Here is an 11,958-nt window from a genome sequence, read left to right as displayed (position 1 = left end):
CCATACTATAATATATTCTCCCAAGTAGATTAGGTGATAATAAATTTATTCTATTGCAAATAAAAATTCACCTTCACAGGCAAGCTCATCTTCAACATAGGCTTTTCCTTGTCCTATACCTACTGATCCTCTAATTCTAGTTAATTCTACTTCCATCCTAAGTGTATCTCCAGGGACTACCTTTCTTTTAAATCGAACCTTATTTATTCCAGCAAAATAAGGAGTTTTACCCTTGTATTTTTCATGGGATAATAAAATTATAGCTCCTACTTGAGCCATAGATTCTACTATTAATACACCTGGCATTACAGGCATGTTAGGGAAATGACCTTGGAAGAAAAATTCATTTACAGTAACATTTTTATACCCTATCCCCTTTATACCTACTTCTTCTATTAAAATCTTATCAACAAAGAGAAAAGGGTATCTATGGGGAATAATTCCCTTTATTTCCTCTATATTCAACAATTTATCCATAAAACTCCTCCTTTTTAGTCTTTTTTAGGGAAAAATTAATGATTGATTATTTTATTATATTCATATATACTAAGTCTTAACGTTTTATTCATATCATATTAATAATAATCTAAAGAAAATTAATTTGCAAATACTTTTAAAGGAGGTGGTAGATGGGAATAATAATAAAGAAAATACAATTTAATATGGAGGTGGAGAATGAAAGATATTTATGTAGGAATTTCTGGTGTAGGTAGTTATGTGCCTGAAAAAGTTGTTACTAACAATGATTTATCTAAGATTGTGGAAACATCGGATGAATGGATAATAGAGAGGACAGGCATACATGAAAGAAGAATAGCTAGTGATAATATGGCAACCTCGGATATGGCAACTATGGCTGCAAAGAATGCTTTAGAAGATGCTAATATTAAGTCAAAGGATATTGATCTTATAATAGTTGCAACTGTAACTTCTGATCATGCTTTTCCATCAACTGCTTGTATAATTCAGAAAAACATAGGTGCAGTAAATGCAGCTGCATTTGATATAAACGTAGGATGCTCAGGATTTGTTTACGGTTTATCCATAGGAGAAAGCTTTATTAAATCAGGTATGTATAAAAAGGTATTAGTCATAGGTGCAGAAACATTATCCAAAATAGTAGATTGGGGAGATAGAAACACTTGTGTACTATTTGGAGATGGTGCAGGAGCCTGTGTGCTAGAGAAATGCGAGGAAGGTTTTGGAATACTTTCTATTGAATTAGGTTCTGATGGAAACAATGGGGAGGTATTAACTCAACCAGCAGGAGGATCTAGAATACCAGCTAGTATAGATACCATAGAAAATAAACTTCACTTTATAAAAATGGATGGTAAGGAAGTATTTAAATTTGCTGTACGAGTTATGGAAAAAACATCTATAAATACTTTAAAAAAAGCAAACTTAGAATTGAATGATTTGGATTTTTTAATTCCTCATCAAGCTAATATGCGGATAATAGATGCAGCAGCAAAAAAGTTGAAGCTAGAAAAAGATAAAATATGCGTAAATCTAAACAAATATGGAAATATGTCTTCAGCCTCTATTCCAGTAGCCCTAAATGAAGCAGTTAAGGATAATAGGATCAAGAAAGGTGACAATATACTTCTAGTAGCCTTTGGAGCAGGTCTTACTTGGGCTTCAATGGTTATAAGATGGAGTAGGAGGGATGGAAATGTTTAGGACTAGAATAACTGATATGTTAAATATAAGGTATCCTATCCTACAGGGAGGCATGGCTTGGGTAGCAACTCATGAATTAGCAGCAGCTGTATCAGAAGCTGGGGGACTAGGAATTATAGGAGCTGGCAATGCACCAGCAGAAGTAATAAAAGAAGAAATTAAAAAGCTTAAGGAGTTAACAGATAAACCATTTGGCGTAAATATTATGTTAATGTCACCTTTTGCTGAGGATATTGTAGGTATAGTATGTGATGAAGGAGTTCCTGTTGTAACTACAGGTGCAGGAAGTCCAGGGAAATATATTAAAAAATTAAAAGAACATAATGTAAAAATCATACCTGTAGTACCTACTGTGTCTTTAGCAGTGAGATTAGAGAGAGAAGGCGTTGATGCTGTAATAGTAGAAGGAACAGAAGCAGGTGGTCATATCGGAGAATTAACCACCATGACTTTAGTTCCTCAAATCGTTGATGCAGTTAAAATCCCTATTATAGCAGCAGGAGGAATAGGTGATGGGAGAGGTTTTCTAGCAGCATTATCTTTAGGAGCAGAAGGAGTACAAATAGGTACTAGATTTGTATGCTCCACTGAAGCCAAGGTTCATATAAATTATAAGGAAGCTATAGTAAAGGCAAAAGACAGGGATGCACAAGTAACTGGGAGAAGTACTGGTCATCCTGTAAGAGCATTAAAAAACAAATTTACTAGAGAGTTTTTAGAACTTGAGAATAATAATGCTTCTCTTGAAGAACTAGAACTCTTAGGCTCGGGAAGATTAAAATTAGCCGTAGTAGAAGGAGATATAAATAAAGGGTCTTTAATGTCTGGGCAAGTTGCAGGACTAATTAAAGATATTAAGCCATGTAAAGAAATAATAGGAGATATAGTTTCTTATGCAGAGAAAAAACTAGATTTTTTACACCTACTAAAAGAAGGTGATAAAGATGAGTAAATTAGCATTTATATTTCCTGGGCAAGGTTCTCAATATGTAGGAATGGGTAAAGATTTTTATGAGAGTTTTTTGGAATCTAAAAAAGTATTTGATGAGGCAAATGAAGTATTAAGTATGGATTTAAAAAGCATATGCTTTAATGGTAGTGAAGAAGATTTAAAAAAGACAGAGAATACTCAGCCAGCCATATTAGCTACAAGTATAGCAATTTTAAAGGCAATACAAGCTAGAGGTATAGATTGTGAATATACGGCAGGGCTTAGTTTAGGTGAGTATACATCTTTAGTCAACAGTGGAAGTATAGAGTTTAAGGATGCTCTTAAGGTTGTAAAAGAGAGAGGCAAATTTATGCAAGAGGCAGTGCCTTTAGGAGTGGGAGGAATGGCTGCAATACTTGGATTAAACAGACAAAACATACCCTCTATTTTACAAAAAACTAAGGAATATGGAGTTGTTGAAGTAGCAAATTATAATAGTCCAGAGCAAATTGTATTATCAGGAGAATTAAAAGGACTTCAGATTGCATGTGAAGAAGCAGTTAAGTTAGGAGCTAAGAAAGCGGTACCATTGCCTGTATCAGCACCCTTTCATTCATCCTTGTTAGTTTCAGCAGGGGAAAAATTAAAGAATGAGCTATCTAAAGTAGATATAAAAGATACTCAAAAGAAATTTATCTCTAACGTAGATGCTAAACTTCTATCCAATAAAGATGAAATTAAACCTAAATTGGTTAATCAAGTAAGCAATTCAGTATTGTGGCAACAATCTGTTGAATATATGATAAATGAAGGTGTGGATACTTTTGTGGAAATAGGACCAGGCAAATCTCTTTCAGGATTTGTAAAACGAATTGGTAAGGCTATGGGGAAGGAAGTAAAGGCATTAAATGTAGGTGATGTTAATTCCTTTGAAGAAACTGTTGAATATTTAAAATCATTAAAAAACAATAAAATAAGTGAATAGCGAAAAATTGTTAATTGGTAAGGGGGGCAACAAAGATGAGTCTAAAGGATAAAGCAGCCCTAATAACTGGTGGATCAAGAGGTATAGGTAAAGAAATTGCCTTAGAATTAGCTAGAAATGGGGTTCACATAGGAATTAGCTATGTTAGCAACACAGAAAAGGCCAATGAAGTATTAGAAGAGATAAAATCTTACGGAGTTAATGCAATTGCTGTAAAAGCAAATGTATCAGTAGAAGAAGAAGTGTTTCAAATGATAAAAACCATAGAAGAAGAACTAGGTACCATAGATATATTAGTAAATAATGCAGGAATTACAAAAGATAATCTTCTTATTAGAATGAAAGAGCAAGACTGGGACGAGGTAATGGATGTTAATCTAAAGGGAGTTTTTCTTTGTACTAAGGCAGTATCTAGGATAATGATGAAAAAAAGATATGGTAAAATAATAAATATTACTTCTGTAGTAGGAATAACTGGAAATGTTGGGCAAGGAAATTATAGTGCTTCAAAGGCTGGAGTCATAGGATTTACTAAATCCATGGCAAGGGAATTGGCTAGTAGAGGTATTAGGGTTAATGGAATTGCACCAGGATTTATTGAAACAGATATGACAGATGTATTAAAAGACGAAATAAAGGAAGCCATGCTAAAAACAATACCATTAAATAGCTTTGGAAACCCAAAGGACATTGCAAATTTAGCAGTATTTTTAGCAAGTGAAAGTTCAGACTATATAACAGGGCAAATAATAAATGTAGACGGCGGAATGATTATGACCTAACACAACGAAGGATAGTGAGTTGATGTAGGTCAAAGGCAATGAGCACCAACCTTAATGTAGAACTTATCATTGGGAGTGCCATTAGGGTCAAATCTATACGAGCGTAGCGAGTAAATAGATTTGAGTTGCGAAACTGCAGGGTAGCTTTGAAATATAAATAGTGAATTAAATTAATAGGGAGGAATATAAAAATGATATTTGAAAAAGTTGTAAATATAATAGCAGAGCAATTAGGAGTAGATGATGTAGAGAGTATTACAATGGAAACCTCTATGATGAAGGACTTAGAAGCAGATTCATTAGATGCAGTAGAGATTATGATGGCATTAGAAGACGAGTTTGGAGTAACAATTCCAGATGAAGATGCAGAAAACTTTAAAAACATTGGTGACATAGTAAAATATGTCCAAGAAAAAACTGAATAAGACCTTGTATTGGAGGTAAAAAATGAAAAGAGTCGTAATAACGGGATTAGGTGCTATAACACCTATAGGAATAGGAAAGGAAAATTTCTGGAACTCTCTAATAGAAGGAAAGTCAGGAATAGGAGCTATAACTAGATTTGACACAACAGACTTTGATACCAAAATAGGTGCTGAGGTTAAAGATTTTGATTCGTCTAATTATATAGATAAGAAGGAAGCTAGAAGGATGGATAGATTTACCCAATATGCAGTAGCAGGTGCAAAGTTAGCATTAGAAGATGGAAAAGTAGAATTAGATAAATTAAACTTAGATAAAGTTGGTGTTATAATTGGTGTAGGTATTGGTGGTATGGAAACCATGGAAACTGAGTTTACAAAGCTAAGGGATAGAGGTCCCAGTAGAGTTAGCCCATTATTTATTCCAATGATGATATCTAATATGGCACCAGGACAAATATCTATGACCTTTGGTTTTAGAGGTCCAACAATGACAGTAACTACAGCTTGTGCCTCTAGTACTCACGCTATAGGAGAAGGTTTTAGAATGATTAGTACAGGGAATGTAGATATGATAGTAGCAGGTGGAGCTGATGCGTCTATAACACCTATTTCAGTAGCAGGTTTTTGTTCAATGAAAGCTCTTTCAACAAGAAATGATAATCCTACAAAGGCATCACGTCCTTTTGATAAGGAAAGAGATGGATTTGTAATGGGAGAAGGAGCAGGGATATTGATTTTAGAAGAGCTAAATCATGCGTTGGCTAGAGGAGCAAATATATATGGTGAAATTGTAGGATATGGTTCTACTTCTGATGCTTTCCATATAACTCAACCAGATCCAGAAGCAAAGGGTGCAACAAGAGCTATGGAATTGGCATTAGAAGAAGCAGCAGCTGATTACCATGATGTAGATTATATAAATGCCCATGGTACATCCACATATTTCAATGACAAACTAGAAACCCTAGCAATAAAAAATGTTTTTAAAGAATATGCAAAGGCTTTAAATATTAGCTCAACAAAATCAATGACAGGTCATTTACTAGGAGCTGCTGGTGGAATAGAGGCTATAGCCACAATAATGGCAATAAAGGAAGGGATAATCCCTCCAACTATAAACTATGAATATCTAGATGAGGAATGTGATTTAAATTATACACCAAATGAGGCAGTAAAAAGAGATATAAACTATGCTCTATCAAATTCATTAGGATTTGGTGGACATAATGCAACGGTATTATTTAAAAAGTATATAGATTAGGCTAAAAGGACTTTGAGAAATCAAAGTCCTTTTAGTTTGTTTTGTAGATTGAGTGTTTTAATAGTTCATATGTTAAGCTATAATATAAATAACATATATATTCCTATTTAGTAAATTGTAATCATATTATAAAGCTTGAATATAATCAAGTTACTATCTGTAATAAAATCTCAATACAAATTGAAGGTGGTTATTTTGAAAGAGAGAATTGTAGTTTGGATAAATGAAAGAAGTAATGATATTTTTAATATTTTCTTTGCACTTTGGTTTTTGCTGTCATCATACTCTTTATTTCCTATTCCACAATCATTGATTCTAGCTAAAAATCTAGACGTTTTTTCATATACTGTTATTTATTATATAGGAATATTATTGTTTTTTAGGATAATTATTTTATCTAAAAAACTTTCTATAAAATCACTATTATTTGTTTTTATCATTTTAAATATTATATTAGCAGTACTTTTTAACAAAGTTAAAATAATAAATTTTAAAGATTTTGGAGATTCCATTCTTCGATTTGTTGCGTCATTAGCAAGTCTAGCTTTTATAAGGCATGCTAGACAAGTAAAAGATGTTCTAAAAATGCAAAAAAATAAACAAGAGATGAATCAAATAACTATTTATCCTACGGATATCCAAAAAAAAGTAACTAAAGGTATTTACAGATATACTACTTCTGATGAAGATTTTTGGATAAAAGCACAGAATGACACTGCTGATTTAGAATATATTTGTTCATTTTGCATTTTGTTTTTTGTGTTTTTAATACCAGATAGATATTTAACTTTTTCAACTACTTTTATAATTATTATTAGTGCTTTTCGCCTGATGAAACATAAATGGGTTTTAGTAGATAAAGACGGTAGAATAGTATAGGTAATAAAAATTATATACAAAAATTACTTCCGATAGGATAAATATATTGAAATTATAAAAGGCTATTCTATTCATATTTCTGAAAGGGGTTAGATTTAACTATGAAAAAAATAAATTATTATATCATAGGAATAATTTTACTTGTATTAGTAACGTCATGTAGTTCTACTAATATATCTAAGGAAGATATTAGTAAAGTAAAAAATATTAGTTATGATGATGTTGTAAAAAATCTTTCAAATATAATCAATGATTTTTTATATAATTATGATTATTATACTGTTTCTAATCTAGAGTTTGTAGAGGATAAATTAGCAATAGATAATACTAATGAAGTAAAAAAATTTAATAATATAAAAATACTACTGGATATAGAGGTGGATTTAGATAAGTTTTCTACGGATTTGAAAAAAGACATGACTATAGCAGAAAAAGATAAGGCTTTTAAAGAACTGACGAAAAATACCAATAAGGATTTATTGGATATATTACATAAGGAAAGTACCATTGAATATTCAAAAGTTGGAAGATTAGAAATATCATATGCAGATAGGAAAAATAAATTAAAATATAGTTCAAATATAAATAATTCAAGAGATTCTCAAACAATGATAACTTTAAGAAATGAAAAATCTGAAGGAGAAAAATTAATATTAGAAGAGATATTTAAGTATATAAAAGAGTACAAGAAAAACTATGAATTAAAAAGATTTGGTACTGATAACAATATATTGATTATAGAATTTCATATATATACAGTTGATGGTATACATAATCAAGAGATCGAAAAAATAAGTAAGGGATTATTCCATATGATTATGGAAAATGAAAATACCAATAAATATATAAATGATGAAGAAGTTAAATCTATGAAAATTATATTTAATAAGGAAACAAATGATATGGAGCCAATTATTTTTGAAAAGGATATTTTGACATAATTCATTGGCAATTGTTTCATTTATACTTTGTATTATTTCCATACTTAAATAAATTACAAATAAAGGCTTTGGAGAAATGTCCAAAGCCTTTATTTGTATAAAAAAACTTGTCTATCACAGATACTATGGTATACTAAAATAATATAATATATGGAGTGATATTATGGTATTTAATATTCCAGAATACGTAGAGATAATCATAAATAAACTTGAAGAAAAAGGTTTCAATGCATATATAGTAGGTGGGTCAGTTAGAGATATATTATTAGATAGAGAGCCATCCGATTTTGATATAACTACAGATGCTTTGCCAGAGGAAATAGAAGAAATATTTAGTGAATATATAACCTTGGAAGTAGGGAAAAAATTTGGTACTGTAGTTGTAGTTCAAGATGAAGGGATTGTAGAAGTAACAACCTTTAGAGCTGATGGGGAATATATAGATGGAAGAAGACCTGAAAAAGTATATTTTTCAAAAAATGTTTTTGAGGATTTATCCCGTAGAGATTTTACAATAAATGCTATGGCATATAATAAAAAGACTGGATTAATAGATTATTTTCATGGAGTAGAAGATTTGGAGAAAAGAAGAATTAAGGCTGTGGGTAATCCATACAATAGACTCAAGGAAGATTATTTGAGGATAATGAGAGCAGTAAGGTTTGCAACACAACTAGAGTTTTTTATTGATGAGGAAACTCTCCATGCTTGTAGATTATATAGTAAACATATATCTGAAATTAGCATAGAAAGAATCAGAGAAGAAATTTTTAAAATAATATTATCACAAAAACCTTCCTATGGAATTAAATTAATGAAAGATATAAAAATACTAGATATTATTTTGCCTGAGATGATAAATACAATAGGATTTAACCAACATAATCCTCATCATAATAAGGATGTATTTCAACATATAATGTGTGTATTAGATGAAACCACACCTATTTTACACCTAAGGCTGGCAGCTTTATTCCATGATATAGGAAAACCCTGTACTTTAACTATAGATGAAGAGGGAATTGGACATTTTTATGGGCATGATAAATTAGGTGCTAAAATGGCAAAGGAAATATTACAAAGATGGAAAACACCTAAGGATATAATTGTAAAAGTTGAAATGCTAGTACATAAACATATGACGCAACATGATAATTTAAAAGAAAAAGGACTAAAAAGACTATTATCTACTTTTGGTGAAGAAGAAATATTTACTTTGTTAGAGTTACAGAAAGCTGATAGGGTCTGCTCAAATAAAGAAGCTAATATAAAGGATTTATTAGAAAGAGAAGAAAAGATAAAAGATATTATAAAAAACAAAGAGGTTTACAACAAAAATCAATTAGCAATTAATGGTCGTGATGTGATAGAATTAGGATATAAAGAAGGAAAAATAATTGGTGAAATTTTAGATTATTTATTGGAAAAGGTATTGGAAAAACCTGAACTAGATGAAAAGGAAAAATTGATTAATATTATAAAGGAAAGATTTTAAATAATTATTTTAGAGTAGTAACATGGCATTAATTAAAAAATCTAAAGGCTTATGAAATTATATCATAATAGTTAAATATAAGTGATGAGTTAAAAAATTATATTTTATACTTTTAATTGATAATATTAATTGTCAATTATATAAAAGGAGTGTTTACTAAAGTGGGAAAATTATTTGGTACAGATGGTATTAGAGGAATTGCAAATAAGGAGCTAACTCCAGAGTTGGCCTTTCAAATAGGTAGAGCAGGAGCATATATATTATCAAAAGGCAACTATGGGAAAATAATAGTTGGAAAAGATACAAGAGCATCTGGAGATATGCTAGAGGCTGCCATAACAGCAGGGATTTGTTCTATGGGATTAAATGTAATATCTGTAGGCATCATTCCAACTCCAGCAGTTGCATATTTAACTCGAAAGTATGAGGCAATAGCAGGTGTAGTAATATCTGCATCCCATAATCCTGGAGAATATAATGGAATAAAGTTTTTTAATAATCAAGGATTTAAATTGCCGGATGAGATTGAGGAAAAAATAGAAGATATTATATTAAACAAGAAAGAATTAGATATTAGACCTATAGGAGAAAAGATTGGAAAAGTAATATTAGACAAGAATGGCAGTGAAGATTATATAAACTATTTAACTTCTACTGCTAATATAGATTTAACTGGAATGAAGATTGCGATGGACTGTGGTCATGGAGCTTTATATAAAATTGCTCCAGAAACTATAAAAAGGCTTGGGGGAGAGGTAATAGTTATAAATACAGAACCCACAGGAATGAATATAAATGCTGACTGTGGATCTACTAATCCAAAAATGATTCAAGAATTGGTATTGAAGGAAAAGGCAGATATTGGGATATCTTTTGATGGAGATGGAGATAGGATAATAGCTGTTGATGAGTTAGGGAATATAATAGATGGGGATCATATTTTAGCTATTTGTGGACTATATCTCCATAAACAAAAAAAGTTAAAGAATAATACTGTAGTAGGTACAATTATGACAAATATGGGCTTAGATGTATTTTTAAGGAAAGAAGGAATAAATATAGTGAAAACTACAGTTGGTGATAGATATATATTGGAGGAAATGGTAAAATCAGATTATGTTTTAGGAGGAGAGCAATCAGGTCATATAATTTTCTTGGATTATAATACTACAGGAGATGGTTTGGCCACTGGACTACATTTATTGGAAGTAATGAGAGCATCTGAAAAGCCAATGTCAGAATTAAATAATTTAATGACGAATTTTCCTCAAGTTTTAGTTAATGCAAAGGTAAAAAATGAATTAAAATATAAATATATGGAAAACCAAGAAATAATGGAAGAAATAAAAAGAGTTGAGGAAATTTTTCATGGACAGGGTAGAGTTGTTATAAGACCTTCTGGTACAGAACCTCTAGTTAGGGTAATGATTGAAGCAAAGGAAGATATTGGATTATTTAAAATTGCATCTAACTTAGCAAAATTTATTGAAGAGAGAATAGGAATTAATTCTTAAATCAAAATATATTATGGGGTGATAAGATGAATTATAAAATCGTAGCAGATAGTAGCTGTGATTTAAATGAAGAATTGAAACAAAGACTTAATATTAGCCTTGTTCCATTTAAAATAGATATAGATAATAAAAAATTTATAGATAATGAAGAAATAAATATGGTAGAATTAATAGATGCAATGAAAAGCAGTCCAAATCCAATTAGAACTTCATGTCCTTCACCTGGAGATTTTGTTATGGAATATAAAAATGCGGATAATATTTTTGCTATTACAATATCAGGTAAATTAAGTGGAACATATAATTCAGCAGTATTAGCAAAGGATATGGCAAAAGAAGAAGAGCCTGATAAATTTATTCATGTTTTTGATTCTAAGTCTGCTAGTGTAGGAGAAACCTTAATAGCTATGAAAATACAAGAGTTAATAGAGAAAAAATTAAACAACTTTGAAATAGTTGAAAAGGTAGAAAAATATATTAATGGAATGAAGACGTATTTTGTTTTAGAAAATCTTGATAATCTAATAAAAAATGGCAGGATTTCAAAAACTAAGGGTTTAATTGCAAATGTTTTAAATCTAAAACCTATTATGGGAGAAGATGGAGAGGGAAATATAAAGCTTGTTGAAAATGTAAGGGGGACTAAAAAGGCATTTAAAAGACTAGTTGAAATAATTGGAGAAACTGGTGAAAAATTTGAGGAAAAAATATTAGCAATTTCTCATGTTAATGCATTTGAAAAAGCAGAAGAGCTAAAAAAAGAAATTCAAAAAAGGTATAATTTTAAAGATATTATTTTAGTTAAGACAGCAGGGCTAAGTTCTGCTTATGCCAATGATGGGGGAATTATTTTAGTATTTTAAATGTAATGGGAATTTTTAAATATAAAAATATATTGACAAGTACAAATATCATGTTATAATTATAAGGTAAACAAAATTTTTATTTATGCGGGAGTGGCGGAACTGGCAGACGCGCTAGACTTAGGATCTAGTGTCATTGACGTGGGGGTTCAAGTCCTCTTTCCCGCACCATGTTTAAACCAGTGGATTTGTACCATTG

At 30.7% G+C, this 11,958-nt stretch carries 12 protein-coding genes and 1 tRNA gene; 12 read left to right on the top strand and 1 reads right to left on the bottom strand.

Translation table 11 applies throughout. The features are described from left to right. Positions 1–45: 45 nt before the first annotated feature. Positions 46–477 carry a 3-hydroxyacyl-ACP dehydratase FabZ gene (gene fabZ / locus BUB33_RS08475; protein WP_072975458.1) on the bottom strand — a complete coding sequence of 144 codons (432 nt, stop codon included), beginning with the start codon at positions 475–477 and terminating at the stop codon, positions 46–48. Positions 478–675: 198 nt separating this feature from the next. On the opposite strand from fabZ, the gene BUB33_RS08470 reads away from it, so the two are divergent. The 12 genes from BUB33_RS08470 (at position 676) to BUB33_RS08415 (ending at position 11,930) form a co-directional block, all read left to right on the top strand. Then, entirely contained in the window at positions 676–1,683 is a 1,008-nt protein-coding gene (locus BUB33_RS08470) for a beta-ketoacyl-ACP synthase III (RefSeq protein ID WP_072975456.1), read from the top strand. Beyond that, positions 1,676–2,635: an enoyl-[acyl-carrier-protein] reductase FabK gene (gene fabK, locus BUB33_RS08465; protein ID WP_072975454.1), complete on the top strand. Its 960-nt coding sequence runs from the start codon at positions 1,676–1,678 to the stop codon at positions 2,633–2,635. The genes BUB33_RS08470 and fabK overlap by 8 nt, the downstream gene beginning before the upstream one ends. Beyond that, a complete protein-coding gene (gene fabD / locus BUB33_RS08460) occupies positions 2,628–3,599 on the top strand; it encodes an ACP S-malonyltransferase (protein WP_072975452.1) in 972 nt (323 codons plus the stop codon). The genes fabK and fabD overlap by 8 nt, the downstream gene beginning before the upstream one ends. Positions 3,600–3,634: 35 nt before the next feature. Beyond that, positions 3,635–4,381, top strand: coding sequence for a 3-oxoacyl-[acyl-carrier-protein] reductase (gene fabG / locus BUB33_RS08455; RefSeq protein ID WP_072975449.1), 747 nt, complete (start codon positions 3,635–3,637; stop codon positions 4,379–4,381). A gap of 191 nt (positions 4,382–4,572) precedes the next feature. Next, positions 4,573–4,806, top strand: a complete 234-nt coding sequence (acpP, locus tag BUB33_RS08450) for an acyl carrier protein (protein WP_234950023.1) — start codon at positions 4,573–4,575, stop codon at positions 4,804–4,806. Between the two features lie 22 nt (positions 4,807–4,828). Further along, on the top strand, positions 4,829–6,067 hold the full coding sequence (gene fabF, locus BUB33_RS08445) for a beta-ketoacyl-ACP synthase II (RefSeq protein WP_072975447.1): 1,239 nt from the start codon (positions 4,829–4,831) through the stop codon (positions 6,065–6,067). A 195-nt stretch (positions 6,068–6,262) separates the two neighbouring features. Beyond that, positions 6,263–6,946, top strand: coding sequence for a hypothetical protein (locus tag BUB33_RS08440; RefSeq protein WP_072975444.1), 684 nt, complete (start codon positions 6,263–6,265; stop codon positions 6,944–6,946). A 101-nt stretch (positions 6,947–7,047) separates the two neighbouring features. Next, a complete protein-coding gene (locus BUB33_RS08435) occupies positions 7,048–7,887 on the top strand; it encodes a hypothetical protein (RefSeq protein WP_072975441.1) in 840 nt (279 codons plus the stop codon). 163 nt (positions 7,888–8,050) lie between these two features. Then, the gene (locus tag BUB33_RS08430) at positions 8,051–9,382 is read left to right on the top strand and encodes a CCA tRNA nucleotidyltransferase (RefSeq protein ID WP_072975438.1); all 1,332 of its coding nucleotides are present in this window, start codon (positions 8,051–8,053) and stop codon (positions 9,380–9,382) included. Between the two features lie 161 nt (positions 9,383–9,543). Further along, positions 9,544–10,896: a phosphoglucosamine mutase gene (glmM, locus tag BUB33_RS08425; RefSeq protein ID WP_072975435.1), complete on the top strand. Its 1,353-nt coding sequence runs from the start codon at positions 9,544–9,546 to the stop codon at positions 10,894–10,896. A 26-nt stretch (positions 10,897–10,922) separates the two neighbouring features. Further along, complete coding sequence (locus BUB33_RS08420) at positions 10,923–11,759, top strand: DegV family protein (protein ID WP_072975432.1); 837 nt, start codon at positions 10,923–10,925, stop codon at positions 11,757–11,759. 87 nt (positions 11,760–11,846) lie between these two features. Next, a tRNA-Leu gene (locus BUB33_RS08415) sits at positions 11,847–11,930 on the top strand. The last annotated feature ends 28 nt before the right edge of the window (positions 11,931–11,958 follow it).

Origin of the sequence: Tissierella praeacuta DSM 18095 (assembly GCF_900128955.1) — a bacterium.
GTDB lineage: Bacteria > Bacillota > Clostridia > Tissierellales > Tissierellaceae > Tissierella > Tissierella praeacuta.
Note: the sequence above shows the minus strand (reverse complement) of the source record. Positions and strands in the feature narration are given on the sequence as shown.